Annotated in this window: 23 protein-coding genes and 1 pseudogene; 11 read left to right on the top strand and 13 right to left on the bottom strand. The window is 70.6% G+C overall.

Features of this window, described 5'->3' with window-relative positions:
* Positions 1–26: 26 nt before the first annotated feature.
* From PJ985_RS00485 to PJ985_RS00475, 3 genes are all read right to left on the bottom strand, one after another.
* Complete coding sequence (locus PJ985_RS00485) at positions 27–1,073, bottom strand: hypothetical protein (RefSeq protein WP_271681454.1); 1,047 nt, start codon at positions 1,071–1,073, stop codon at positions 27–29.
* Positions 1,074–1,477: 404 nt separating this feature from the next.
* Entirely contained in the window at positions 1,478–2,797 is a 1,320-nt protein-coding gene (locus PJ985_RS00480) for an RNA polymerase sigma factor (RefSeq protein WP_271681453.1), read from the bottom strand.
* A 1-nt stretch (position 2,798) separates the two neighbouring features.
* Positions 2,799–3,149: a YciI family protein gene (locus tag PJ985_RS00475; RefSeq protein ID WP_271681452.1), complete on the bottom strand. Its 351-nt coding sequence runs from the start codon at positions 3,147–3,149 to the stop codon at positions 2,799–2,801.
* Between the two features lie 245 nt (positions 3,150–3,394).
* Between PJ985_RS00475 and PJ985_RS00470 the strand changes: the two genes are divergently transcribed.
* Genes PJ985_RS00470 through PJ985_RS00460 form a run of 3 tightly spaced genes read left to right on the top strand, consistent with a single transcriptional unit; the run spans position 3,395 to position 5,271 of the window.
* Positions 3,395–4,063: a TetR/AcrR family transcriptional regulator gene (locus PJ985_RS00470; protein WP_271681451.1), complete on the top strand. Its 669-nt coding sequence runs from the start codon at positions 3,395–3,397 to the stop codon at positions 4,061–4,063.
* Positions 4,053–4,670 carry a hypothetical protein gene (locus tag PJ985_RS00465; protein ID WP_271681450.1) on the top strand — a complete coding sequence of 206 codons (618 nt, stop codon included), beginning with the start codon at positions 4,053–4,055 and terminating at the stop codon, positions 4,668–4,670. The genes PJ985_RS00470 and PJ985_RS00465 overlap by 11 nt, the downstream gene beginning before the upstream one ends.
* On the top strand, positions 4,663–5,271 hold the full coding sequence (locus tag PJ985_RS00460; protein ID WP_271681449.1) for a GNAT family N-acetyltransferase: 609 nt from the start codon (positions 4,663–4,665) through the stop codon (positions 5,269–5,271). Before PJ985_RS00465 ends, PJ985_RS00460 begins: the two co-directional genes overlap by 8 nt.
* A gap of 153 nt (positions 5,272–5,424) precedes the next feature.
* Here PJ985_RS00460 and PJ985_RS00455 read toward each other — a convergent pair whose 3' ends face one another.
* The gene (locus tag PJ985_RS00455) at positions 5,425–5,619 is read right to left on the bottom strand and encodes a DUF397 domain-containing protein (protein WP_271681448.1); all 195 of its coding nucleotides are present in this window, start codon (positions 5,617–5,619) and stop codon (positions 5,425–5,427) included.
* Positions 5,616–6,563: a helix-turn-helix domain-containing protein gene (locus PJ985_RS00450; protein WP_333909818.1), complete on the bottom strand. Its 948-nt coding sequence runs from the start codon at positions 6,561–6,563 to the stop codon at positions 5,616–5,618. Before PJ985_RS00450 ends, PJ985_RS00455 begins: the two co-directional genes overlap by 4 nt.
* A gap of 339 nt (positions 6,564–6,902) precedes the next feature.
* Between PJ985_RS00450 and PJ985_RS00445 the strand changes: the two genes are divergently transcribed.
* From PJ985_RS00445 to thpR, 3 genes are read left to right on the top strand one after another with little or no spacing between them, the layout of a single operon-like run.
* Complete coding sequence (locus PJ985_RS00445) at positions 6,903–7,142, top strand: DUF7848 domain-containing protein (protein WP_271681447.1); 240 nt, start codon at positions 6,903–6,905, stop codon at positions 7,140–7,142.
* Positions 7,136–7,540 (top strand): hypothetical protein, encoded by a 405-nt coding sequence (locus tag PJ985_RS00440; RefSeq protein ID WP_271681446.1) that lies wholly within the window; start codon positions 7,136–7,138, stop codon positions 7,538–7,540. The genes PJ985_RS00445 and PJ985_RS00440 overlap by 7 nt, the downstream gene beginning before the upstream one ends.
* Positions 7,537–8,112, top strand: a complete 576-nt coding sequence (thpR, locus tag PJ985_RS00435; RefSeq protein ID WP_271681445.1) for an RNA 2',3'-cyclic phosphodiesterase — start codon at positions 7,537–7,539, stop codon at positions 8,110–8,112. The genes PJ985_RS00440 and thpR overlap by 4 nt, the downstream gene beginning before the upstream one ends.
* A gap of 49 nt (positions 8,113–8,161) precedes the next feature.
* On the opposite strand, the gene PJ985_RS00430 is transcribed toward thpR, so the two are convergent.
* From PJ985_RS00430 to PJ985_RS00420, 3 genes are all read right to left on the bottom strand, one after another.
* Positions 8,162–8,611: a pyridoxamine 5'-phosphate oxidase family protein gene (locus PJ985_RS00430; RefSeq protein ID WP_271681444.1), complete on the bottom strand. Its 450-nt coding sequence runs from the start codon at positions 8,609–8,611 to the stop codon at positions 8,162–8,164.
* 73 nt (positions 8,612–8,684) lie between these two features.
* Positions 8,685–9,881, bottom strand: a complete 1,197-nt coding sequence (tgmC, locus tag PJ985_RS00425; RefSeq protein WP_271681443.1) for an ATP-grasp peptide maturase system methyltransferase — start codon at positions 9,879–9,881, stop codon at positions 8,685–8,687.
* Positions 9,882–10,101: 220 nt separating this feature from the next.
* Positions 10,102–10,677, bottom strand: coding sequence for a Uma2 family endonuclease (locus tag PJ985_RS00420; RefSeq protein WP_271681442.1), 576 nt, complete (start codon positions 10,675–10,677; stop codon positions 10,102–10,104).
* Positions 10,678–10,977: 300 nt separating this feature from the next.
* Here PJ985_RS00420 and clpB point away from each other — a divergent pair, with 300 nt between their 5' ends.
* Positions 10,978–13,584 carry an ATP-dependent chaperone ClpB gene (gene clpB, locus PJ985_RS00415; protein WP_271681441.1) on the top strand — a complete coding sequence of 869 codons (2,607 nt, stop codon included), beginning with the start codon at positions 10,978–10,980 and terminating at the stop codon, positions 13,582–13,584.
* A gap of 45 nt (positions 13,585–13,629) precedes the next feature.
* Complete coding sequence (locus tag PJ985_RS00410; protein WP_271681440.1) at positions 13,630–14,223, top strand: YbjN domain-containing protein; 594 nt, start codon at positions 13,630–13,632, stop codon at positions 14,221–14,223.
* Positions 14,224–14,360: 137 nt separating this feature from the next.
* Here the strand turns inward: PJ985_RS00410 and PJ985_RS00405 are convergent, their stop codons facing one another.
* From PJ985_RS00405 to PJ985_RS00385, 5 genes are all read right to left on the bottom strand, one after another.
* Positions 14,361–15,440 (bottom strand): ABC transporter ATP-binding protein, encoded by a 1,080-nt coding sequence (locus PJ985_RS00405; RefSeq protein WP_443033337.1) that lies wholly within the window; start codon positions 15,438–15,440, stop codon positions 14,361–14,363.
* Positions 15,437–16,600, bottom strand: a complete 1,164-nt coding sequence (locus PJ985_RS00400) for an ABC transporter ATP-binding protein (protein WP_271681439.1) — start codon at positions 16,598–16,600, stop codon at positions 15,437–15,439. The genes PJ985_RS00405 and PJ985_RS00400 overlap by 4 nt, the downstream gene beginning before the upstream one ends.
* Positions 16,600–17,604: an ABC transporter permease gene (locus PJ985_RS00395; RefSeq protein WP_271681438.1), complete on the bottom strand. Its 1,005-nt coding sequence runs from the start codon at positions 17,602–17,604 to the stop codon at positions 16,600–16,602. The genes PJ985_RS00400 and PJ985_RS00395 overlap by 1 nt, the downstream gene beginning before the upstream one ends.
* A gap of 13 nt (positions 17,605–17,617) precedes the next feature.
* The gene (locus tag PJ985_RS00390) at positions 17,618–19,129 is read right to left on the bottom strand and encodes an ABC transporter permease (RefSeq protein ID WP_271681437.1); all 1,512 of its coding nucleotides are present in this window, start codon (positions 19,127–19,129) and stop codon (positions 17,618–17,620) included.
* Positions 19,130–19,300: 171 nt separating this feature from the next.
* On the bottom strand, positions 19,301–21,094 hold the full coding sequence (locus tag PJ985_RS00385; RefSeq protein ID WP_271681436.1) for an ABC transporter family substrate-binding protein: 1,794 nt from the start codon (positions 21,092–21,094) through the stop codon (positions 19,301–19,303).
* A gap of 419 nt (positions 21,095–21,513) precedes the next feature.
* On the opposite strand from PJ985_RS00385, the gene PJ985_RS00380 reads away from it, so the two are divergent.
* The 3 genes and pseudogenes from PJ985_RS00380 (at position 21,514) to PJ985_RS00370 (ending at position 24,072) form a co-directional block, all read left to right on the top strand.
* Complete coding sequence (locus tag PJ985_RS00380; RefSeq protein ID WP_271681435.1) at positions 21,514–22,101, top strand: DUF2617 family protein; 588 nt, start codon at positions 21,514–21,516, stop codon at positions 22,099–22,101.
* Between the two features lie 72 nt (positions 22,102–22,173).
* Positions 22,174–22,938, top strand: a pseudogene (locus PJ985_RS00375) (spermidine synthase); the annotation flags it as partial.
* A gap of 75 nt (positions 22,939–23,013) precedes the next feature.
* Positions 23,014–24,072 (top strand): SRPBCC domain-containing protein, encoded by a 1,059-nt coding sequence (locus PJ985_RS00370; RefSeq protein ID WP_271681434.1) that lies wholly within the window; start codon positions 23,014–23,016, stop codon positions 24,070–24,072.
* Positions 24,073–24,125 lie beyond the last annotated feature (53 nt).

Genomic DNA, 24,125 nt, shown 5'->3' with positions numbered 1-24,125 from the left:
GCCCGGCCAAGCCCGGGGCGCTGCCGTCACCGCGTCGGCTGTGCGTGCCCGGCCCGGCCGGGGCGCCGCTCGCGCCCCGCACGCAGCAGCGCCCGGATATCCGCCGCATACCGGGCCGCCTCCACCCGGGGCAGGTCCGGTGGAGGGGGCGGCTCACCCCGGCAGTCCGGGCACAGGCCGCCGGGCAGCGCCTCCGGCCTGCCCGGTGCCCGGCAAACGGTGCACTCCACAACGCGCCGCACGCGCCGGGTCGACGGCTCCGGTTCACGCCACGGTTCGGGCGGCACCTTGTCGGTCAGCCGTCGCTCGGCCATGGCCCGCGGCGAGTGCACCGAAGGGGGCAGTCCTGCCGTGAGCGCGAGCCGCATCTGCTGCTCCGTGCTCCCGCGCCGCAGCCACTCCTCGGCCAGCCTCTCCAGCGCGGCGCAGTCGGCGGCCGACAGCGTCATCCGTGGGTCAGCCTCCCCGAGCCCGGCCAGTACCCGGTACGCACGGGAACGCTCCGGTCGCGAAGGCCCCACCGCCGCCACGGCATCCCCCGCGGACCTGTCCGCGCCGCCCCGTTCCGCTGCCACCGGCCTCCCGCGCGGCACAGCGGGTCGATCCGGCCCCCGCTGCGCGGGTAGCCGGGCGGCGTGCCCGTGCGTCGCCGCCCCCGACCCCGCCGGTCCTCTGGACCGGGGCAGGGGCGGCGGCGGGGGCCTCTCCGCCTCCCGCGCCGTCACCTCCGGCCCGGCAGTCCCCTCCCCGCTGAGAAACGCCGCCCACCAGCAGTCGCTGCGCGGGGTGCGGGTGAAGTACGTGCGCGTCACCCACTGCGCCGACTCCTCCAGCCGCTCGCTCACCCGCCGCAGATGCCCGGCGGCCGACAGGCGCTTCAACGAGGTGCCGATGGCCATCTGCCCGTGCGGGAGCTGGGCCGCGAGCGTCTTGATCGAGATGTCCGCCCCGTCCGGCAGCCGGTCCACGTACCCGGCGATCGCCGCGTCCCTGGGCCGCAGACCGGCGAAGTCCGCTCTCCCGCTCGGTGCCTGACCGGGCGCCGAGCGCTTTCCGTAACCGTGCGGTGCCACCGGGTGTGCATCGGTGGGCGCAAGAGGGCTAGCATGAAGACACGCCACGAGATTTCCTGGATCTTGTCGGCCAGGCCCCCGTCGGTGCGACCAACACCGAGCGGGGGCCGAAGACTTTCTTGGACGAATCGCACGCTACGCCTCTCGCGGCCGCGTGTCCAATTCATCACACAACGTAAGAATTGCTGGCCAAAGGGGGAGGGTGGGTGGGTTCTACCGAACCCACCCGTTCCTCAGAAAGAGCACCCGGATCCCGCATCCCGACTCCCGGAACCCGAGCTCCGGGAGTGCGGCGGGCACGAATCCACGTCGCGCAGGGCGCGTTTCCACGTCGAAACGGCCCGTTCTCCCGTGGAAATGCGCCCGATCCCGGAGCGCCGGGGGACCCAGCGGGCCGGGACGGGTCAGGTGCCGGTGGTGCCGGCCGGGTCGGGCGGTTCGACCTCGGTCAGCTTGTTTCGGAGGTGGGTCCGTTCGGGTTCGGTGCCCGCCAGGCCGAGTGCTTCCCGGTAGGCCGTCGCGGCCTCGGGCAGCCGGCCGAGCCGGCGCAGCAGGTCTCCCCGGGCGGCCGGGTAGGGGTGGTGACCGCGCAGCCGTGGCTCGCCGGCCAGCTCGTCGAGCAGTGTCAGGCCCGCTTCGGGGCCGTCGCGCATGGCCACCGCCGCCGCTCGGTTGAGCTCGACCAGGGGGGACGGCGTGAGGGCGAGCAGCACGTCGTAGAGCGCGACGATCTGTGGCCAGTCGGTGGTCGCGAGGCCGGAGGCCTCGTCGTGCAGGGCCGCGATGGCGGCCTGCACGCCGTAGGGGCCGGGCGGGCCTCCGGTCAAAGCGGCGAGCACCAGGTCGCGGCCCTCCGCGATCATCGGGTGGTCCCAGCGGCCGCGGTCCTGGTCGTCGAGGAGCACGAGCTCGCCTGCCGGACCGGTGCGGGCGTCGCGTCGCGCGTGGGTCAGCAGCATCAGGGCGAGCAGCCCGGAGACCTCCCGCTCGGCGGGCAGCAGCCGGTGCAGGATCCGCGCCAGCCGGAGGGCCTCCTCGGCGAGGTCGAGCCGTTGCAGCCGAGGGCCCGAGCTGGCGGCGTAGCCCTCGGTGAAGATCGAATAGAGGACCTGGAGCACGCCGGGCAGCCGTTCCGGCAGCTCGTCGGCGCCGGGTACCCGGAACGGGATACGGGCCTCACGGATCTTCTTCTTCGCCCGCACGATCCGCTGGGCCATGGTCGCGGGCGGCACCACGAAGGCCCGCGCGACCTCGGGCGTCGTGAGACCGGCCAGGCAGCGCAGGATCAGCGCCGTACGGGCCTCTGCGGCGAGCGCGGGATGGGCGCAGGTGAAGAACATCTGCAGCCGCTCGTCGGGCAGCTCGCCGTCGGCGTCAGCGGGCGGGGCGGGGGAGGCCCGCTCCACCTCCACCTGCAGGAGGGCGAGGCGGGCGGCGTACGCCTGGTCCCGCCGCAGGCGGTCGACGGCCTTGCGCCGTGCCGTGGTCAGCAGCCAGGCGCCGGGCCTGGCCGGGACGCCCTCGACCGGCCAGTGCACCAGCGCCGCCTCGACGGCCTCGGAGGTGACCTCCTCGGCCAGGTCGAGATCGCCGAACTGACGGACGAGGGAGGCAAGCAGCCGGCCGCGTTCCTCACGGAACACCGACTCCACCGTCGGCGGGCGGGGCGACCGGCCGGGTGGCTCGACGGGTGTGTCGGGTCCGGTGGCTCCCCCGTCCCTCATGTCAGGCCCCGAAGTCGGCGATCGGCCGCACCACGACCGACCCGCTGCCGCGCGCGCCGGGACAGCGGGAAGCCCAGTCGAGCGCGACATCGAGGTCCGGTACGTCGATGACGTAGAAGCCGCCGAGCACCTCGCGGGTCTCGGCGAACGGCCCGTCCGTGACGACCCGCCTGCCGTCCTGGTCCACCCGTACCGTCGTGGCGGTGACCAGGTCCGCCAGAGATTCCCCGGAAACCAGGATCCCAGCGTCCTGCACCTCCTGGTCGTAGCTCATCCAGTCCTCGACGCTGCACTCGGCGGCTCCGCCGTTCTCGTCGACCGCACCGGCGTTGATCAGCAGCATGTACTTCATGGTCCGTCTCCTGTCAGGTCCTGTGGTTCCTCGCGCGGTGGTCGCCGCACACCATGACGACGAACGGGACGCGGCCGGATCGACACTTCTCCGGAAATTCTTCCAGGACGAGATCGCAGCCCAGGTCTCTGCTCGGTTCCGGAAGGGCTACTTCCGCTCTTGACGGCAGCCTTCCGTGCAAGGCAGACCGGACCGGGCCGAGCAGTGTACTGGCGGTACACCTTGGAAGTGTGTACTCTCGGTTCATGCCCCTTCCCCGATTCGACCGCCTCCCGGTCGAGCGCCAGGAGCTCATCCTCGGCGTGGCACGCCGTCACTTCGCCGAGCACGGCTCGGAAGCCGCCTCCTACAACAAGATCATCGAAGCCGCGGGCATCTCGAAGACCGCGGCGTACCACTACTTCGACGGCCGGGAGGACCTGCTCACCGCCGTGCTCGGCGGAGTGCTCGGGCGACTGCTCCGCGCCCTCGGCCCCTGGGTGCCCGCGCGCGACGAGGCGGAGTTCTGGTCCCGCCTCGAAGCGGGCGCAGGCGCCCTCGTCGCCCACCTGCACACGCACCCGGACGACCTGGCCCTGGCCGACGCCGCCCTCGGCCAGGCCGATGACGGGCCGTGGCGGGACTGGTTCGCCGCTCTCGTGACGGACGGACAGCGGCTGGGGGTCATCCGCACCGATGTGGACCACGGGCTGCTGGTGACGGTGACCGCAGCGGTCGTACGGGCCGCCGACTCCTGGGCACTCGCCCGCATGCGCACCGGTGCCGCCCCTCCGGCCGCCCCAGCCACGACGTCTCCCATAGCGGCGGCGGAACAAGAAGAGAGCGCGCAGCAGCTGTGGAGTCTGCTGCGCTCCATGTGGAGCGCGCCCGGGGCTGCCGGACGCGACGGGAAGGACCGCGCGGATGCGCGCTGACATCAAGATTATCTGGGACGTACCTTCCACCTCTCCCGGGCTCGCGGGGCGCCTGGAGCGGTTCATGGGACCGGGCAAGTCCCGTGCGGAGTCAGCTGTGGAGACCGGGGGACTGCTCGGCTGCGCCGCGCTCCTGGCCGCCGGAGTCGCTGCCTCGGACGCCCTGCACACGTGGTCGGTCGTCCAGATACTCGTGGTGGCCCTGGTGGGGCTGGACCTCTTCGGCGGGGTGCTCACCAACGCGACCAACGCCGCGAAGCGCTGGTACCACCGTGCCGATCCCGGGGCCCGGCGGGCCCGGCTGCTGTTCGTCAGCGCACACCTGGTCCACCTCGCGGCCGTCGGCCTCATCGTCCTGTCGGGCGACTGGGTGTGGATCCTGGGCAACAGCGCCCTGCTGCTCTGCGGGGCCGCAGCGGTGGAGTTCGCTCCGCTGCACCTCCGTCGGCCGGTGGCGATGGCGATGCTGATGGCCGCCCTCCTGGTCAACCTGTTCTGGCTTCAGGTGCCTGCCGTCCTCGGGTGGTTCGCCCCGCTGTTCTTCCTGAAGCTGCTGGTCTGCCACCTTGTTCCGGAGGCGCCCATGGAGCGGAGGCAGGATGTCTGACGAAGCCGGGCCGTGGCGGATCGACGCCGCCCCGGACCCCGTCGTCTGCGCGCGTGCCCTGGCCGCCGCCTTCGCCCGGGAGCCGGCCGTCTCGTGGATCTGCGGAGCCTCGGCGCCCGTACGGTCCCACTGGTTCGAGGCCACCCTGCGGGCCCACGCGACACTCCCCGGCGCCCGCCACCGCACCCTCCGGCACGCGGACGGCCGTCCGGTCGCCGCCGCCGTCCTCACCCCTCCCGGGGCGGCCCACACCGCCCCAACCCGTGCGGTGTGGGCCGCCCGTACCGGCTTCCGCTGCGGCCCGCGTGCCCTCGGCCGGACGCTGCGCTACCTGCACCTCGCCGAGGCCGCCACCCCCGAGGGGGCGTGGACACTGGAGTTCATCGGCGTCCTGCCCGGCATGACGGGGCGCGGCGCGGGACGTGTCCTCCTCGACCACCTGCTTGCGGACGTGCCCGCGCCCGGCGGCTTCTACCTGACCACCGCCGACCCCGCGAACGTGCCCCTCTACCGCCACTTCGGCTTCGTCCCGGTGCACCGGACGGCGCTGGGTCCGCTGGACATCACCGCCATGGCCCGCCCCGGACGCCTGAGCGAGTGACCTGTTCCGAGCGCATCGGCGGCTGAGTCGGCCGCCGGGGACCTCGTGACCGGCGCGGCAAACGCCCTCCTGCTCGGGGCGCACCGTCAGGCGGTACGCGGCATCGACGTTCTCCGGCGTGACCCACGGTCAGCGTTCGTCGTGCGAGCAGGGTCAGCGGGTGCGGCGTATTCCGTGGAGGAACGCCGTCCAGCAGGGCACGGGGACGGTGAGGTGTGGCATGGCCACATCCTTGGAGTCACGGACTCCCACTCGTCCGGCCAGGTCCGCGACTTCCACGCAGCTGCTGCCGTTGTCGCCGCTGTAGGAGGACTTGAACCAGGTGGTGTGTGACAGGTCGGATGTCATGCCGTGATCTCTCTGGCTAGTTCCGTCAGGAAGCGCGGCGTCTCATCCGGGGCGAGTGCCGCAGCCCGCAGACTGTCGAACCGGCGGGTGTGTGTCCAGACCTCGCGCTCCCGTTCCACAACAGAGACGGTGTCCCACGGGCCATCGACCTCGACAGCCGGCGGTGTGGAGGGCTCAAAGCTGAGAATCGCGAAGTCGTTCGGGCATCTGTACGACGTTGAATGCAGGGGGAGTACCTGCACCGTCACTGTGTCCGAGCGCGTGAGCCTGACGATTTCCTCGTACTGCTGCACCATGATTTCCGTACTGCCTCGCCTCCGGCGCAACGCTGCTTCGTCAAGAATGCACCAGAACTCCAAAGGGGTAGTCGCCCGAGTCAGCATCTGCTTGCGCTGCATGCGAAGCGCGATGTTCCGCTCAATGAACTCCGTGGTGGTTTCGTTGATGGGCTTGGCCGTCTCGTACAGCGCTCGGGCGTACTCGCTGGTCTGCAGGAGTCCGTGGACGAGGTTCGGCTGCCAGGCACGGATGCTGCGAGCATCGGACTCCAGCCCCACATACGTAGCCATGCCGGAAGGCATGAACGACCGGTAGGGCGTCCACCAGCCTCGCCCAAGTGACTGCCGGTGGGTGTCCAGCAGGAACTCGATGTCCCCTTCGTCAGTGACGCCGTACAGATCCAGGAGCGCTTCCAGGTCCGAGATCTTGGGCAGCCCGGCCACGCCTCGCTCAACCTTCGACAGCTTCGTTTCCGAGATGCCCACTCGCTGAGCAGCTTCCAGGACGATGAGTCCGGACTGTTCCCGCAGTCTGCGAAGCTCCCCTCCCAACTGGCGTCGCGGGATCGTCGGGCCTCGTCGTGCTGCCATCTCTTCGCCTTTCAGGATCTTCCGTAAGCCCTCGTAATGCTCCTGTCGAAGGCTGGGCTTGTCAGTCTGCCCCACAAAGTACTCTGCCTGCGCACTTGCATATGCCACTTTGTTGGAAGCTTCAGAGGAACTTTCCTTTGCTGGTTCCGTGGTGAAAGCTGAGGGTGGGCAGCCGGTCCATTGGAAGCCGGATTGCCCGCTGCCAAATTCTGCTGATCACACAATCATTTCGCTGTTCCAGGAAATGCGAAGGGAGCGGGTCGTGTCAGACGTTGACCAGCCCTCCGACGGCAAGTCGCCTCCCCCGCCCCCGTCCCCGTTCCCGTCGGCGCCGGGTCGCCGGAGCTTGCTGGAACGGCTGCGTGAGGTGAAGCGGCAGTCGGAATTCAACCGTCGTCTGAAGGGAGAGCGCGGATGAGTGCCCACACAGTGATCCGCCGTGTCGAATGGACCGTCGGGCCGGACTGTGAGCCCGGCCGGGAGCCCGACTCCTATGCCGTGGAGTGCGCGGTCTGCCTGGCGCGCTCACCACGGGAACGGGATTCCGCCACGGCGCGCGACTGGATCTTCGGGCACCTCGCCCGCCATCCGTCGCACCGCAGGTACCGGGGCATCACCCGGCAGCCGTGGCGTGCGGTGATGACGGGGTGCTGACCATCGCTCCGCGCTTTCCCGCACCTGTGCCGCTGGTCCGCCGGTCCGTGCGGTGCGTGGCCCTCGCGTACCGCCTGCAGGACGGACGTCCGTACCAGCTCGGGGCGGACATTGCCGGGTCCGCCTGGGGTGCGCTGCTGTGGCTCAGCTGGCGGACCGCGCACATCGCCGACCAGCTCGACGCCACGGCGGGCGTCCGGGCCCGGGCCGCGCTCGCGGACGGTGCCGAGCGGAACCGGGTCCTGGCCTGTCTGGCCGAGGGCAGCCCTTACGCCCTGCTGTTCTCCGATGGTTCCGTCCACTATCTGCTGTCCGCCTCGCCGGTCGGGGAGAAGGGGGAGACGGCACTCGCCGGCACCGGCACGGTGGCCCCGCGACAGGTGAGACTGGACGGGTGAGAACCTTCGCCGCTCTGCTGCTGCCTCCCCCGACCGTGGCCGCTCTGGCCGCCGTGACCGGGAAGCTGCGGACGCTGCCGGGAGCGGACCGGCTCCGCTGGACCGAGGAGGACGGGTGGCACGTCACCCTCGCCTTCTACGGCGCGACCGGGCCCGAAGTGCTGCCCGAACTGGAGACCCGACTGGCCCGGGTGGCCGGGCGCCGTGCCCCGTTCGAGGTGCGGGCGGCAGGTGGCGGGCGGTTCGGGGACCGGGTGCTGTGGGCAGGGGTGAACGGTGACCGGCAGGCGCTGTCCCGGCTGGCGGCCGGGGCCTCGGCGGCCGGCCGGAAGGCGGGCGTGGCGCACCGGGAGAGCGCCCGCCGCTTTCACCCGCACGTCACCCTCGCCCGGGCCCGCGGCCGGAGCGGCGGGCCCGACCTGGCCGCCCACGCGGCGGCCCTGGAAGACTTCGCCGGGGCACCCTGGCAGGTGACCCGGCTGGTGCTGATGCGCAGCGTCCTGCCCGACGGCCACACGCCGGGGGAGCAGCCCCGCTACACCCGCGAGGGAAGCTGGCCCCTCGGCCGCTGAGTCGCATGGCGGAGGCCGGGCCTCTGCGGCTGCCCAACCCCCGCGAGGCTCAGCGCTGCGATTCGTCGACCGGTGCGGGAGCGGGGCCGCTGAGCGAGGAGGCGCCCATGGCGCGGGTGAGGGCGATCTCCAGGACGACGCGGTCGGGGTTGGGGCGGGGCTGCCGCTCGTAGCGCTCGGCGTGCCGGGCGACAGCGTCGGCGACGGCAGCCGGGTCGGTGTTGACGGTGGCGGTGCCCTCCAGGGTGGCCCAGCGGCCCCGGTGCACCTGGCAGACCGCGACCCGCGCCCCGGCGGGGCCGGCGGCGAGCACATTGGCCACTTTGGTGCTGTGCTTGTTGGTGATGATCCGGGCCAGCCCCGCCTCCGGGTCGTAGCTGACGCCCACCGGGACGACATGCGGACTGCCGTCCGCCCGGTGGGTGGTCAGTGTGCACAGGTGGTACTCACGCCAGAAGGCCAGGAACGCAGGATCCGGACGGAGCGGGTCGATCGCCATACGTGCAGCGTAGTCGGGTGTGAGGAAGGCGGGAGCCGTCGTTCGCCCCAGGGGTCTGAGCGTGCGGGCCCGGTCAGGGCCTCGGGAGCGGCAGACTGGGCAGCTGCGGGTGCCGCACGTGCTGCTCGCGGCCGTGCACGTGCAGCCTGAAGGTCTCGGGCCCCGGCCGGCCGGCCGCGTCGTAGGCGTCCAGGACGTGTTCGATCCGTTCCCACACATGCACTGACCCACCCTCGCGTACCGCCCATGCGCCGTCGTCGGGGGTGAGGGTGGCGGCGGAGCCGGTGACGACGTCGATCAGGTGCACCACCTCGCCGACCGTGGTCATCTGCACGTCGGGCACGGCGGTCTGGGCGAGGAACCGCAGGTGGAACGCTTCCTCGGTGGCGGCCGTGATCCGCCCGGGGCTGTGCCGCGCCGGCCGGGCCTTCTCGACCACCTCTGCGGCCCAGTGAGCGGGGTTTCCGAATGCCGGTGCCGCGTGCGTGCGAGCCGTCATGAAGGACACCGTGCCGCCGAGCATCCGGCCCTCGGCGATGCCGCTCCCGGCGACAGTCAGCAGGACCCGGGCGTACCCGTAGAGCCAGCCCGACAGCGTGAGCAGTACCTTTCCACCCGGCCGGACCTGTGCGACGAGGGCCGGCGGCACCGCGCGGAACGAGCAGGTAGCCACGATCCGGTCGAAGGATGCCTCGGGCCAGTACCCGTACAGCCCGTCGGCCACCGCCAGGGTCGGGGTGTAGCCACAGCCGTGCAGCGCGCTCGCCGCATGGTCGAGCCGGTGCGGGTCCACCTCGATGCTGGTGACATCGGCGGAGCCGAGCCGTGCGCAGGCGAGCGCGGTTGAGTAGCCCGTCCCGGTGCCGATCTCCAGCACTGTGTGTCCCTCGGTGACCTCGGCGTCCGACCACATCCGTACCACCAGGGACGGCAGCGTGGACGAGGATGTCGGAGCCCCGCCGTGCCGCGTGGCGGGGTGCTTCCAGTTGGGTTCGTCGCCGTCGAACTGTGTGACGAGCGTGATGTCGGAGTGAGCGGCGGCCAGCCAGCGGCCGTGGTCGAGCTGGGCAGTGACCGGCTCCCACACCGTCAGCCCCTGCCCGTCGTGCTCTTCTGCGGGCAGGTAGAAGCCGGGCACGAACCGGTGCCTGGGCACCTGCTCCACCGCCCGCTGCCAGGCAGGATCGGCAAGGACACCCTCTTCAGTGAGGGCCTTCGCCATCGCCTTCCGTAGCCGTACGGCTTCTGTCTCGTCGGCGGGCATCGTCATGACCTGCCGCCTCCTTTCACGCTCAAGAGGTCGGTGAACGCCTCGGTGATGGCCGGCGCGTCGGGAAGCCAGCCCCATTGGCCGTTCGGATTGCACTCAAGCGCGGTCCAGTGTGCCGGGTCGTCCCCGCTTCCGGTCAGGGCGAAGTCGAAGCAGCTACCCCTTGACGCCGGCCTTGCGCTGACCCCTGCACCAGGGCGCGCCCGGACGGCCGGGACGGTCACAGCAGGTCGGTGGTGGCCAGGTCGAAGCCGAACGGGCCGGGGAGCCGGACCGGTTTGCCGAAGGGGACCGAGTGGATCTCCGTGTAGCTCCCGTCGGAGGGCTCGCTGTGCAGGGTCACGGTGGACCGCTCCCGGTCGACGAGCAGGTACAGGGGGAGGCTGCTCCTGGCGTAGCAGCTCCGCTTCTCGGCCCGGTCGCGCGCGGGGTTGCCGTTCGTGACTTCGGCGACCAGGGCCACGCCGTCGGGGTCCATCCAGACCGGGGCGTTCCGGAACAGCCGCAGCTCGCGCGGGGCGAAGGTGGCGTCGGGGACGACCCGGTTGTGCCAGTAGGAGGCGCTGCTGGGCAGGACGAGGCCTTTGTGGCCCGAGACGTCCATCGCGCTGCGGGACCGGCTGAGCACCTGGCGGATCACGGTGCTGAGGAAGTCCTCGTGTTCTCCGTCGGGCGGTGGAGTCATGACGATGTCCCCCTCGATGAGCTCTGCCCTGCGGCCCCGCGGAGTCTCCAGCCCCAGGAAGTCGTCGAGGAGGGAGTCGTCCCGGGTGCGTGGGGGCTCGTCTGTCGCCATGAGCGGCAGCTTCCTCCTCTCGTGTCCGATGACCAGGGTGGCCCCCGCACGGGTCCGGCGGCGGAGTTTCGCCAATGCCTCACCCGGAAGAGGGCGAGTCGGGGACGGTGGTGGACGGCAGTGTCCTGCGTCCGCCAGATGAGCCACCCTGCCTTGAGTGGATTCGACTCAACTTAATATATGCTGGATGTGGCAGGCGGGTGAGGTCCGCAGATCGGGGCCCGCGCACTGCCGTGTTCCCCGCAGGCCCAGCAGCACGCGACGCCCTCGCAGACGCAGGAAGAGAAGGAGTCCCGCACAGTGAACGCCGAGCTGACGAACAAGAGCCGGGACGCGATCGGTGCGGCCAACAACCGCGCCCTGACCGACGGCCACCCCGACATCACCCCCGCCCACCTGCTGCTCGCCCTGCTGGAGAGCCAGGACAACGAGAACCTCCAGGACCTGCTCTCCGCGGTGGACGCCGACCAGGCCGCCCTGCGGTCCGGCGTCGAGCGGCTGCTGGGGGCTCTGCCCAGCGTGCAGGGGGCCTCCGTCTCCAAGCCGCAGCCCAACCGCGAGCTGCTGGCCGTCATCGCCGACGCCGCGAAGCGGGCCCAGGACCTCGGCGACTCCTACGTCTCCACCGAGCACCTGCTGATCGCCCTCGCCGCCCGCGGCGGGCAGACCGCCGAGCTCCTCACCGCCCAGGGCGCCACCGACAAGAAGCTGCAGAAGGCGTTCGAGGAGACCCGTGGCGGCCGGCGGGTCACCACCGCCGACCCCGAGGGCACCTACAAGGCGCTGCAGAAGTTCGGCACCGACTTCACCGCCGCCGCCCGCGAGGGCAAGCTCGACCCGGTGATCGGCCGCGACCACGAGATCCGCCGGGTGGTGCAGGTCCTCTCCCGGCGCACCAAGAACAACCCGGTGCTCATCGGGGAGCCCGGCGTCGGCAAGACCGCCGTCGTCGAGGGCCTGGCCCAGCGCATCGTCAAGGGGGACGTCCCCGAGTCGCTGAAGAACAAGCGGCTGGTATCCCTCGACCTCAGCGCCATGGTCGCCGGAGCGAAGTACCGCGGTGAGTTCGAGGAACGCCTGAAGACCGTCCTGAGCGAGATCAGGAGCAGCGAGGGCGAGATCATCACGTTCATCGACGAGCTGCACACCGTCGTCGGGGCCGGCGCGGGCGGCGACTCCGCGATGGACGCGGGCAACATGCTCAAGCCGATGCTGGCCCGCGGCGAGCTGCGGATGGTCGGCGCCACCACGCTGGACGAGTACCGCGAGCGCATCGAGAAGGACGCGGCGCTGGAGCGCCGCTTCCAGCAGGTGCTGGTCGCCGAGCCGACGGTCGAGGACTCGATCGCCATCCTGCGCGGGCTGAAGGGCCGCTACGAGGCCCACCACAAGGTGCAGATCGCGGACGGCGCGCTGGTGGCCGCCGCCGCCCTCTCGGACCGGTACATCACCGCCCGTTTCCTTCCCGACAAGGCCATCGACCTGGTCGACGAGGCCGCTTCCCGGCTGCGGATGGAGATCGACTCCTCGCCGGTGGAGATCGACGAGCTGCAGCGCGCGGTGGACCGGCTGAAGATGGAGGAGCTCGCGCTCGCCAATGAGACGGACGAGAACTCCCTGCAGCGGCTCGAGCGGCTGCGCCGTGAGCTGGCCGACCGCGAGGAGGAGCTGCGCGGGCTGACCGCCCGCTGGGACAAGGAGAAGCAGGGCCTGAACCGTGTCGGCGAGCTGAAGGAGCGGCTGGACGAGCTGCGGGGCCGGGCCGACCGTGCCCAGCGCGACGGTGACTTCGAGGGCGCCTCCCAGCTGCTGTACGGGGAGATCCCCGCCCTGGAGCGCGAGCTGGAGGCGGCCACCGAGGCGGAGCAGGCGGTGCTGTCCGCGGAAGGTCCCCGGGACACCATGGTCAAGGAGGAGGTCGGCCCCGACGACATCGCCGACGTGGTGTCCGCCTGGACCGGTATTCCGGCCGGCCGGCTGCTGGAGGGGGAGACCGAGAAGCTGCTGCGGATGGAGGAGGAGCTGGGCCGGCGGCTGATCGGTCAGCAGGAGGCTGTCCGGGCGGTCTCCGACGCCGTCCGGCGCAGCCGTGCCGGAGTCGCCGACCCGGACCGGCCCACGGGTTCGTTCCTGTTCCTGGGCCCCACCGGGGTCGGCAAGACGGAGCTGGCGAAGGCGCTGGCCGACTTCCTCTTCGACGACGAGCGGGCCATGGTCCGTATCGACATGAGCGAGTACAGCGAGAAGCACTCGGTGGCGCGGCTGGTCGGTGCCCCTCCCGGGTACGTCGGCTACGAGGAGGGCGGTCAGCTGACCGAGGCGGTGCGCCGCCGCCCGTACACCGTGCTGCTGCTGGACGAGGTGGAGAAGGCCCACCACGAGGTGTTCGACATCCTTCTGCAGGTGCTGGACGACGGGCGGCTCACCGACGGCCAGGGCCGCACGGTGGACTTCCGGAACGTCATTCTCATCCTGACCTCGAATCTGGGGAGCCAGCATCTGCTGGATCTGACCGCGGACCGGGAGGCGCGGCGGGAGCAGGTGATGGCCGCGGTCCGGGCGGCGTTCCGTCCGGAGTTCCTGAACCGGCTGGACGACATCGTGGTCTTCGACGCGCTGAGCGGCGACGAGCTGCGCCGGATCGCCGGCCTGCAGGTCGGGACGCTGCAGCGGAGGCTCGCGGACCGGCGGCTCACCCTGGACGTCACGGAGGAGGCGCTGCAGTGGCTGGCGGTGGAGGGCAACGACCCGGCCTACGGTGCCCGGCCGCTCCGCCGGCTGGTGCAGACCGCGATCGGGGACCAGCTGGCCCGGCAGATCCTGTCCGGTCAGGTGCGCGACGGCGACACGGTACGGGTGGATGTGGAGAACGGCGGGCTTCGGCTTGCCACCCCCGCCCCCGCATGAGGGAGGATGGAGATCTCTATGCCCCCGTCCGAAGGGACCCATCCCGTGTCTGTTGACCCGTCCTCGATTCCCAACTTCGGGGGCCAGCAGAAACCGAAGCAGCAGCCCGAGCAGAAGCAGCCGACCGGGCCGGTGACGCCGAACCAGGATCTGGTCAAGCAGCTCCTGGAGCAGATGAAGCTGAAGTACGTGGTGGACAAGGAGGGCGACCTCGCGGCTCCGTGGGAGGAGTTCCGCACGTACTTCATGTTCCGGGGCGAAGAGGCGCAGCAGATCTTCTCCGTCCGGACCTTCTACGACCGGCCGCACAACATCGAGGACAAGCCTCAGCTCCTCGAGACGGTCAACGACTGGAACCGCCGTACGCTCTGGCCGAAGGTGTACACCCACACGCATGACGACGGCACGGTCCGTCTCATCGGTGAGGCACAGATGCTCATCGGTACGGGTGTCGCGCTGGAGCACTTCGTGTCCAGCACGGTCAGCTGGGTGCGCGCCTCCATCGAGTTCGACAAGTGGCTCGTGGAGACCCTCGGTCTGACCAAGGAGGCCGATGCGGCCGCCGAGGGAGCCGAGCCGGGCGAGTCCGGCGAGCCGGGCGAGCCCGGCGAGGGGAAGCCGGACACCGGCCGGAGCTGAGCTGCTCCGTCATCCGGTGGCGGTCGGCCCGCACACCCGCGGGCCGACCGCCACCGCCCGCGCCCGTGCCGTGCAGGCAACGGGTGCGGAGAAGGGCCCCGGGCGGTTGCGCGGGGCCCTTCTCGCTGCCGGACGGCTCAGGTCACCTTGGTGTCGGCCTCCGCGAAGTGGCAGGCGGAGGGGTGACCCGTACCCCGGTCCACCAGTGCCGGCTCCTCGGTGGCGCAGATGTCCTGTGCCTTCCAGCAGCGGGTCCGGAAGCGGCAGCCGCTGGGCGGGTCGATGGGGCTCGGCACGTCGCCGGTGAGGACTGTCCGCCGGCGTTCGCGTTCCTTGCGGGGGTCGGCGTGCGGGGCTGCCGACAGCAGCGCCTGGGTGTACGGGTGGGACGGCTTCTCGTACACCTCCTGGCGGGTGCCGGTCTCCACGACCTTGCCCAGGTACATGACCGCGACCCGGTCGGAGATGTGGCGCACCACCGACAGGTCGTGCGCGATGAAGACGTAGGCGAGGCCGAGCCGGTCCTGGAGGTCCTCCAGGAGGTTGACCACGCCCGCCTGCACGGACACGTCGAGCGCGGACACCGGCTCGTCGAGCACCAGCAGCTTGGGCTCCAGCGCCAGCGCGCGGGCGATGCCGATGCGCTGCCGCTGGCCACCGGAGAACTCGTGCGGGTAGCGGTTGCCGTGCTCGGGGCTCAGGCCCACCAGCTCCAGCAGCTCGGCGACCCGGGCATGGCCGCCGTTGCGCCACCGGCCGTGCACCTTCAGCGGCTCGGCGATGATGTCGTTCACCGGCAGCTTGGGGTTGAGCGAGGCCATCGGGTCCTGGAAGACCATGCCGGCGTTGCGGCGGATCTTCTGCATCTCCGTGCGCTTGAGGCCGGTGATCTCCTGGCCTTCGAAGCGCACCGAGCCCGAGGTGGGGGTGACGAGCTGCAGGATCGCCCGGCCGGTGGTGGACTTCCCGCAGCCGGATTCGCCCACCACGCCCAGGGTCTGGCCGGCGTCGACGCTGAAGGACACGCCGCTGACGGCCTGCACCTGGCCCACGACCCGGCGCAGCAGTCCTCCGCCGTGCACGGGGAAGTTGACCACCAGGTCCTCGACCGTGAGCAGCTCTTCGGAGCCGGACGATCCGGCCCGCCCCGGTCCGGCCAGGTCCTTGGACATGTCAATCGTGCCGGTGCCGGCGTTGCTGTCGGCGTCCGAAGTCATCGTCCCTCCTCCCTCTTGATCTCGGCCTCGGCGCGGAAGAACTCGGTGGCGTCCTCGGCCTCGGCCAGCTTGTCACTGTGGTGGCAGGCTGCCAGGTGGCCGTTGCCCGCCTCGACGAGCTCAGGCTCGTCCTCCCGGCAGATGTCGGTCGCCAGCGGGCAGCGGGGTGAGAACGGGCAGCCGTCCGGCATCCTGATCAGGGAGGGCGGGGTGCCGGTGATCGGCCGCAGCCGCTCGATCCGGTCGCCCTCCATGGACGGGATGGAGCCGAGCAGCCCGGCGGTGTACGGCATCCGGGGGTCGTAGAAGACCTGGTCGGTCTGCCCGACCTCCACCGGCTTGCCGGCGTACATCACCAGCGTGCTGTGCGCCATGCCGGCGATCACCCCGAGGTCGTGGGTGATCATCAGGATCGCGGCGTTGACGGCGTCCTTGACTTCGAGGAGCTTCTCCAGGATCTGTGCCTGCACCGTCACGTCGAGCGCGGTGGTCGGCTCGTCGGCGATGATCACATCGGGGTCGTTGATGATCGCCATGGCGATCATCACCCGTTGCCGCATGCCTCCGGAGAACTCGTGCGGGTAGGCCCGCAGGCGCCGCTCCGGCTGGGGGATGCCGACCAGCTCCAGCATCTCCTTGGCCTTTGCCAGGGCCTGTTTGTGGGGCACCAGGTGGTGGGCCAGCACGGCCTCGGCCAGCTGGTCGCCGATGGTGTGCACGGGGTTGAGCGAGGTCATCGGGTCCTGGAAGATCATGGCGATCTTCTTGCCGCGCAGCGCCCGCTGTTCCTTGGGCCGCATCTTCAGCAGATCCTGGCCGTGGAAGCGGATGCTGCCGTGGATCCGGGCGTTCTTGGGCAGCAGCCCCATGAGGGCCATGGAGGACACGGACTTGCCCGAGCCGGACTCACCGACGATGCCCAGCACCTCACGTGCGTGCAGGGTGTAGTTCACGCCGCGGACGGCTCTGACGGCGCCGTCGTCGGTCGGGAACTCGACGGTGAGGTCCTCGACCTCGAGGACCACGTTGTCCAGCGGCGGCTTGGAGTCCGCCAGGGTGTAGGCCGTGTGCACTTCTTCGGCTGACGTGTCGACCGTGCCCGCGGGCTCCGTGCCCACGGGCGGCGTGCTGCCGGCGTCGAGGGGTGGGTTGATGCTCATCAGTTGCGCACCCGGTTCTGTCGGGGGTCGAAGGCGTCCCGCAGTCCGTCGCCGATGAAGTTGACGGACAGGGCGATCGAGATGATGAAGGCGCCGGGCCAGTAGAACAGCCAGGGGCGGGTCATCATGGCCGAGCGGTACTCGTTGATGATCTTGCCCAGGGAGGTGTCCGGGGGCTGGACCCCGAGCCCGAGGAAGGACAGCGCGGACTCCAGCAGCACCGCGGCGGCGATCGCGAGCGTCACCGAGACGATGATGATCCCGACGACGTTCGGCAGGAGGTGCTTGAAGATGATGCGCTTGGCGGAGGTGCCGACCGAGCGGGCGGCCTCCACGAACTCCTTCTCCCGCAGGGCGAGGACTTCTCCTCGGACCAGCCGGGCGGTCTGGGTCCAGGTGACCAGGCCGAGTACCAGGCCGAGCATGACGATGCCCTTGTTGCCCCACATCACCGCGACCATCGCCGCGAACAGCAGGGTGGGAATGGTGATCATCAGGTCGGTGACCCGCATCAGGACGGCTTCGGTCTTGCCGCGGAAGTAGCCGGCGACCGCGCCGACCACGGTGCCGATGGCGGTGGCGACCACACCGACGATCACCGCGATCACCAGGGAGACCTGGGTGCCCCGCATGGTGACCGCGAAGTAGTCGCGGCCGATGTTGTCCTGCCCGAAGGGGTGCTCGCCCAGGTGCAGTCCGCCGCCGCCCAGGAAGGTGGGCCACAGCCCGAGGGTGGGCCGCCCTCCGTTGACGATGTCCGAGGTTCTGACGGGCCCCTTGTCCCACCATCCCGGGATGGGACCGGCGCCGATCGACGTCACCGCGAGAAGCACGACGAAGGTGAGAAGGAACATGCCTGCCAGCGCGCCCCGGTGCCGGAAGAACCGGCTGCGGACGAGCTGGCTCTGAGTGCGGGCTTTGACGCTCATCCCCTGCGCGGCATCGCTCGCGCCGGGTGCCTGAGGCGTCCTTCCCGCTTCCGCTGTCTGTGCTTTACGCACCATGATCAATCTCCTGTCAGGACAGCCGGATACGGGGGTCGAGGTAGGCGTAGACCACGTCCGCGACCATGTTGAAGATCACGATGGCTGCGCCTGCCACGAGGAAGAAGGCCATCACCGGGTTGGGGTCGCGCTCGTTGATACCGGTGATGAGCAGATCCCCCATAGCCCGCCAGCCGAACACGGTCTCGGTGACCACCGCGCCTCCCAGCACCGTCCCGATGTCGTACGCGACGAGGGTGGTGATGGGGATCAGGCCGTTGCGGAAGGCGTGTCTGGTGATCACGGCTCGCTCGGGCAGTCCCTTGGCCCGGGCGGTGCGCACGTAGTCCTGGTTCATCACCTCGAGCATGCTGGCCCGGCTGTACCGGCTGTAGCTGGCCAGGGAGATGAGCAGCAGCGTCATGGTGGGCAGCGCCAGGTGGCCGAAGGAGTTGAGGCCGTGCTCCCAGAAGGTGCCCTCGTAGTTGGGGGTGCTCGGGCCGATCGTGCCGATGGGGCGCCCGCGCACGCTGTCGCTGTAGTCGGCGAAGGACTGCAGCATCCGGTCGACGAAGATGACGCCGCCGGTGAACAGCCCGGTCAGCATCGCGGCGGGGATGGCCGTCCTGCGGTGCAGCACACCGCCGATGACATGGCCCAGGGCGAAGCAGACGGCCGCGGTGATGACTCCGAGCAGGAGGATGGTCCACCACTCCGGGTCTCGCAGCACCGGGCCGAGTGTCAGCGCGCAGACGACGCCGATCACGGCGGCGGCTGCCGAGGCCTTCATGGTGGCGGACCACTCGAGACCACCGAAGAGGGTGGCGAAACCGACGGCTGCGGCTCCGGCGCTGAGCGTGATCACCACGATGCCCAGGCCCGGGTCGGAGAACCATCCGGTCGCCGACAGGACGGTGAGCAGGACAGCCATGATGGCGGCCGAGCCGGCGAACGCGGTTAGGCGGGTGCGGCGGTCGCCCATGAGCAGCGAGCTGAAGACCATGCCTGTGAACACCGCGATGAGTCCGATCACCCACCAGGCGATGCTCGGATCACCGAGCCAGTTGTTGAACTCGATCGCCCCGTACTGCTTGAGCAGGGTGCCGACCCAGAAGACGGGCAGCGAGAAGCAGACGAAGGCGCCGAAGGTGACCCCGAGGTCGAGGCCGCTGTACTGCCGCAGTGCGGAGATGACGCCGATGCCGACGCCGACGACGATGGACAGGATCGTCGCGGCGAGCACCAGCTGCAGTGTCGCGCCGATGGCCCGGTCGAGCATGCCGTTGACGTCCTGGCCGGTGCGGTTCGTACCGAGGTCGCCGGTGAGCACGCTGCCGAGCCAGAGGAAGTAGCGGGCCACGACCGGTTTGTCGAGGTTCATCCGCTCGGTCCGGTCGGCGATCGCCGCCTCCCGGTCGTCCGGGGGGAGTTCCCTGAGGTCAGCCAGGGGATCTCCGAGATTGGCAGCCATGACATACACGAGCGCGGTGGCCGAGAAGAAGACCAGCACCGAGATGAAGAGCCGCCGCGCTATGAAGACAAGCATGACGCTGACTCCTGAGGTCAGGAAGGTTGCTGTACGCGGAGTGCGGGGCCGGGGGTCTGAGAGACCCCCCGGCCCCGCACTGCGTGTTCTGCCATGTCGTGCGCGTGCGGTGCGACGCAGCGGGGCTGTGTCAGCCCGCGCACGGTGGAGTGTGCGGCCAGGCCGCTCGCATCAGCTGACGCGCCACTCCGGCTGGTTCCAGACGAAGCTCGACTGGGCCGGGTTGGCGACGACGTTCTCCAGGTTGTCCTGGTAGGCCAGCAGTCCGGGGTGAGCGAACAGCGGGATGGTCACCATGTCGTCCCAGAGCATCTTCTCGACCTCGTTGATGTGGCCGGGCATGGCGTCGGGGTCCGTCTCCTCGCGGATGACGCTCAGCAGCTCGTCCATCTCGGGGTTGGAGTAGCAGCCGTTGTTGTTGCCCTTGCCCGCGGCGGAGCACTCGGCGGTGCGGAAGGTGGAGTTCCAGCCGGTCACCTGAGCCGAGCCGACCCACGCGAACATGGCCACGTCGTAGGTGTTCTGCGACAGGCCACCGTCCTCGTCGAAGAAGTTGGCCTCGAAGTACGGCTGGATGTCGAAGCCGGCCTCGTCACAGGATTCCTTGATCAGCTGCGCGGTGTCGGCGCGGCGCGCGTTGTCGGCGATGGCGCCGATCCGCACGGTGGTGCCGACCGCGTCGTTGTCCTCGAGGAGCTCGCGGGCGCCCTCGATGTCGGCCGTGGCGTACTGGTCGCCACCGCTGTAGCTGACGGCGTCGTCGTAGTGCTCCTCGAACGGCGCGACGTTACGGACGTCCTGCGGCGCGGCGTCGGGGGCGATCGGGTTGATCAGCCGCTGGACGATCTGGTCGCGCGGGACGCACTTGGCGAAGGCTTCACGGAGCTCAAGGTTGTCGGCCAGGCTGCCGCTGTCGAAGTTGAAGTCCAGGTGCTCGTAGATGTACTGGTCGAACTCAACGAGCTCCACACCGTCCATCGCGGAGATCTGCTCCTTGACGTCCGCCTCCGGCTGCGGCTGGATGATCTGCACGTCGCCGTTCTGCAGCGCCTGCGCCTGCTCGGTGCCCGGCACCAGGCGGTAGACGATCTCCTCCACGCCCGGGTCGGTGCCCCAGTACTCCTCGTTGTAGGAGATGGTGATCGTCTCGCCGGCTTCGAAGCCGCTCAGCTTGAACGGACCGGAGGACGGGACGAGGGACTCGTCGGGCAGCGAGCCCTCGAAGAGCCAGCCGGAGTTGAAGAACGCCGCGGCGTCGGCGAGGCCGTCGATGTCCTCGTCCAGGATGGCCTGGGTCATGTCGGCGACGTCGTCGAAGCCACCCTGCTCGGCCACCACGTGGGCGGGCATCATGGCGGTGTTGCCGTGGCTGGGGCCGTTGGAGTCCCAGTCGGCGAACGGCTTGTCGTAGACGAGCGTGAAGTCCTTCTCGTCGCCCTCACAGCCGGGGGACGCCACGTCCTCGATGCCACCGGTACCGATGACGGAGAAGAGCGGGGCCTCTTCGGTCTCGCCCTCGTCGTTCTCCTGCTCGGAGATCAGGTGACCGCCCTGCTGGGCCCACCAGAGCGTCACGTCGTGGCAGTCGATCGGGGTGCCGTCGGACCACACGGCGTCCGGGTTGATCGAGTACTCGACGGTGAGCGGGTCCTCGGACACCTGCTCGTAGGTGCCGAACTCCTCGTTCGGGGTGATGACCCCGTCCTCACCGAAGTACCAGAAACCAGTGGTAACCCAGTAGTTGACGATGGCATTCTTGTTGGAGTTACCGGCAGCCACGGTGTTGTTGTAGGAGTCGTACTCCTGGTCGTTCGCAACGAAGACCGTCCCGGAGGGACCGCCGCCGTTGCCACCGTTGTCGCTCGCTGCGTCGTCGCCGCCGTTGTCGCTGCTGCACGCGGAGAGGACAAGTGCCCCTCCGAGTGCTGCGGCGACCAGCTTCGACGTCTTGCCGAATCGGGTCATCTTCGGGCCTTCCGCGGTTTGAAGACTTCGGGTGTGAAGTTGCGGGAAGCTTTGCCACTCAACGGCGCTTGAACAAGTGTGCACGGGTGACCGTTGTGCAGCCGAGATGCGAATCTCTCTGAGCTGTGACCCGCGAAGTGGCATCTATGTGCGTAAATACGGACATAGGTGCAAGTCGTGTTGGCGGTAAGCGTGCATAGCCGTCCGTAATCCGGGCGGCTGCCCGCGAGGTGTCTCGCGCCACCGCACTCGCGACCCGCATGACCACCCGTAGAACACCTGTCTCCCCTGTCGCTCAGGGGACGGAAACCCATGGAATTTGGGCAAAAGCGCTGTGGTGCCGGTGTGTTCATGATTCGGTGATCTCGTATCCGGCAGGGCCGGACCACCCCTTCACTGCGGCATGCGGGAGCCGACCCATGCTCACCACCATCCGAACCGCCTACACCGACACCAGGGCCTCCGACTTGGCCTGGGCTCTCGGCCGGGAGCCGCTGCCCGCCCTGGCCACACTCGACCTGGAGTGGGAGTCCGCAGGGGTGCAGCTGCGCGTGCTCGGGGCCTCGCACCAGGTCCTGCTCGACTCCGGCGGCGCGACCTGCTCGGAAACCGTCGCCTGTCTTCCCGGCAGCCGTGCCCCGCTGCCCCTGGCGGTCTCCCGGCGGCTGGGCGACTTCGAGTACGAGTTCGCGGCGCACGTGGAAGGGCTCGGCCCCGGCTCGTTCGCCGGCCGTGCCCAGGAGCTGCTCGCCCTGGTCGCGGAACACCCGCACGGCCTCGCGGGTACCTTCCCGGGTGACCCCCACGCCTTCACGGCACTCGTGGCGCTGTACCGCGGCGGCCAGATGCAGTGGCGCACCTGGCACGCCTATCCCCAGGAGGGGCGGCTGGTCGCCACCCGCACCAGGGTCACGCTGCCCCGGGCCACCGACCGCGGTGGTCCACGCAGGGCCGCCGCCGTCCCCGGGCCCCGTGCGCAGCCGGCGAGTCCGGCCGTCCTGCCGTGAACGCCCACCCGAGAAGCCGCCACTCCCCTGAGTGACCGAAGCAATGCGCCGCGTGACGTAACGTTTCTCTTCATGACGGATGTGTCCGAGGCCCCGCCCACGGGCCCCCGTGCCCTCGCCGAGCCTCCTCCCGCGCGGCAACTGCCCGTGCCTCCCGCGGTCGGGCGCTCCCTGGTGCTGGTCGCGGTGTTCCTCTGCGCCGCCTGTGGCCTGGTGTACGAGCTGACGCTCATCGCGCTGGCGGACCACCTGGTGGGCGACACCGTCACCCAGACGTCCATCGTGCTCTCGCTGATGATTTTCGCGATGGGGATCGGCTCGCTGAGCGCCAAGCGGCTCCGTCCGCGCGCCGCCGCCGGGTTCTGCCTCATCGAGGCCGTTCTCGCCTTGGTGGGGGGCGGCTCCGCGGTCGTGCTGCACGCCTCCCACCTGCAGTTCGGCGAGGTCAGGCCGGTGCTCATCGCCTTCTCGCTGGCGATCGGGGTGCTGATCGGGATGGAAATGCCGCTGCTGATGACCCTCATCCAGCGGGTCCGCCGGCAGGACCCGTCGGGCGCGGTGGCCGACCTGTCCGCCGCCGACTACGTCGGGGCACTGCTGGGCGGGCTCGCCTTCCCCTTTCTTCTGCTCCCGATGCTCGGGCGGCTCAACGCGGCCCTGTTCACCGGCGTGATCAACGTGCTGGCCGGCGGAGCGATGGTGCTGTGGCTGTTCCGTCACGACCTGAGCCGGCGTGCCCGCTGGGTGCTGCTCACCGTCAACGGCGCTGTCATCGCCGTGCTGCTGACCACCGCCGCGCTGGCCGGACCGCTCGAACAGGCCACCGGGCGGGACATCGAGCAGCCCGGAACCGGGACGGACAATTGTGGCGCGGCAGTGCCGTGTCCGCCGCCGAATGGGTAGGCTCCGGCCATGGAGCACGAGGTCTACGTCCCGTTTTCCGCCGCCGTCGTGCGATCTGCGCTCACTCAGCCGGATCGTGTCGTCCGCTGTGTACCCGGGCTCCAGCTGGACGAGGAAGCAGATCCGGCCGCCCCGGAAGGACGGCTCCGGCTGCGTATCGGCAACTCCACCATCACCTATCGCGGCACCCTGGCCGCGAGCGCGCACGGCGAGGGCATCACGGTCGAGGGGAAGGCCAGGGAAGCCAGAGGCAGCGGCTCGATCCGCCTGGTCCTCACGGTCGTTCCGCGTCCGGTGCGGGACGGCTCCGGCGCCACCCTCGCCTTCACCGGCTCGGTCGAGGGGAGCGGCCGGATCGCCGAGTTCCCGCCCCGGCAGCGGGAGGCGGCGGCCCGGCGGCTGCTCGACCGGTTCACCGAGGCGCTGATCGGCGGGCTTCCGCAGGAGGCCACCGGGCCGCCCCCGGGATCCCCCGGCACCGGTACGGCCCCGCCGGAGGGCACCGGCATCGGCGCCCCGGACGACAACGCGCCGGTGATCCCCGGCATCCCTGCTCCGGAATCCGGCACCCCGTCCCGGACGGACTCCCCCGCCGGGCAGGGCCCGGCCGGCCCGGCAGGGGCCGAGGACGGCACCGGCAGCGGCGGCGCAGAGCCCGGCCACGATGCCGGGGAAGCGGCCGGGGCCGGGCAGCAGACCGGCGCCGGGGCGGGCCGGGAGCCTGCCGACGGCGCCCGAGATCCGCGTCCGCATCCGCAGGAGAGCGTGGTGCCCGGGCCCGAGAGCAGCGAGCCGCCCGGCACCGACGGCCCGCCGGCCTCCGCAGGCGGCGGGGAGCCCTCGGCCCCCGAGGCATCCCCGCCGGAAGCGGACGTGGCCCGTCGCACCATGATCGGGCGCAGCGCGGAAGAGGTGGACCACGCCCCGCCCCGCGGCCGGTACGCGCCCGCCCCTCCGCAAGGACCGTCCGCCGCCTCCGGGGCGGTGCTGCGCTGGGCGGCCCCTGCCGCGGCCGCCGCCGTCGCCGCTGCCGTGGTGGTCGGCCGGGTGCTCCGCCGGCGCCGGTAGCCGGTCTTCCTCCCGCCGCGGCCTGCCCCGCTCTTCCCGGGGCCGCACCGGTG

Source organism: Streptomyces sp. ACA25 (assembly GCF_028200735.1).
Classification (GTDB): domain Bacteria; phylum Actinomycetota; class Actinomycetes; order Streptomycetales; family Streptomycetaceae; genus Streptomyces.
This window is presented reverse-complemented; position numbering and strand designations above follow the sequence as displayed.

Excerpts from the sequence above, each read along its gene's own strand:
- PJ985_RS00400 (WP_271681439.1), bottom strand. The coding sequence starts at position 16,600 with ATGAGCATCAACCCACCCCTCGACGCCGGCAGCACGCCGCCCGTGGGC.
- PJ985_RS00455 (WP_271681448.1), bottom strand. The coding sequence starts at position 5,619 with ATGACATCCGACCTGTCACACACCACCTGGTTCAAGTCCTCCTACAGC.
- PJ985_RS00395 (WP_271681438.1), bottom strand. The coding sequence starts at position 17,604 with ATGGTGCGTAAAGCACAGACAGCGGAAGCGGGAAGGACGCCTCAGGCA.
- PJ985_RS00420 (WP_271681442.1), bottom strand. The coding sequence starts at position 10,677 with ATGGCGACAGACGAGCCCCCACGCACCCGGGACGACTCCCTCCTCGAC.
- PJ985_RS00430 (WP_271681444.1), bottom strand. The coding sequence starts at position 8,611 with ATGGCGATCGACCCGCTCCGTCCGGATCCTGCGTTCCTGGCCTTCTGG.
- PJ985_RS00385 (WP_271681436.1), bottom strand. The coding sequence starts at position 21,094 with ATGACCCGATTCGGCAAGACGTCGAAGCTGGTCGCCGCAGCACTCGGA.
- PJ985_RS00390 (WP_271681437.1), bottom strand. The coding sequence starts at position 19,129 with ATGCTTGTCTTCATAGCGCGGCGGCTCTTCATCTCGGTGCTGGTCTTC.
- PJ985_RS00480 (WP_271681453.1), bottom strand. The coding sequence starts at position 2,797 with ATGAGGGACGGGGGAGCCACCGGACCCGACACACCCGTCGAGCCACCC.
- PJ985_RS00405 (WP_443033337.1), bottom strand. The coding sequence starts at position 15,440 with ATGACTTCGGACGCCGACAGCAACGCCGGCACCGGCACGATTGACATG.
- PJ985_RS00465 (WP_271681450.1), top strand. The coding sequence starts at position 4,053 with ATGCGCGCTGACATCAAGATTATCTGGGACGTACCTTCCACCTCTCCC.
- PJ985_RS00445 (WP_271681447.1), top strand. The coding sequence starts at position 6,903 with ATGAGTGCCCACACAGTGATCCGCCGTGTCGAATGGACCGTCGGGCCG.
- tgmC (WP_271681443.1), bottom strand. The coding sequence starts at position 9,881 with ATGACGATGCCCGCCGACGAGACAGAAGCCGTACGGCTACGGAAGGCG.
- PJ985_RS00370 (WP_271681434.1), top strand. The coding sequence starts at position 23,014 with ATGGAGCACGAGGTCTACGTCCCGTTTTCCGCCGCCGTCGTGCGATCT.
- PJ985_RS00460 (WP_271681449.1), top strand. The coding sequence starts at position 4,663 with ATGTCTGACGAAGCCGGGCCGTGGCGGATCGACGCCGCCCCGGACCCC.
- PJ985_RS00475 (WP_271681452.1), bottom strand. The coding sequence starts at position 3,149 with ATGAAGTACATGCTGCTGATCAACGCCGGTGCGGTCGACGAGAACGGC.
- PJ985_RS00470 (WP_271681451.1), top strand. The coding sequence starts at position 3,395 with ATGCCCCTTCCCCGATTCGACCGCCTCCCGGTCGAGCGCCAGGAGCTC.
- PJ985_RS00380 (WP_271681435.1), top strand. The coding sequence starts at position 21,514 with ATGCTCACCACCATCCGAACCGCCTACACCGACACCAGGGCCTCCGAC.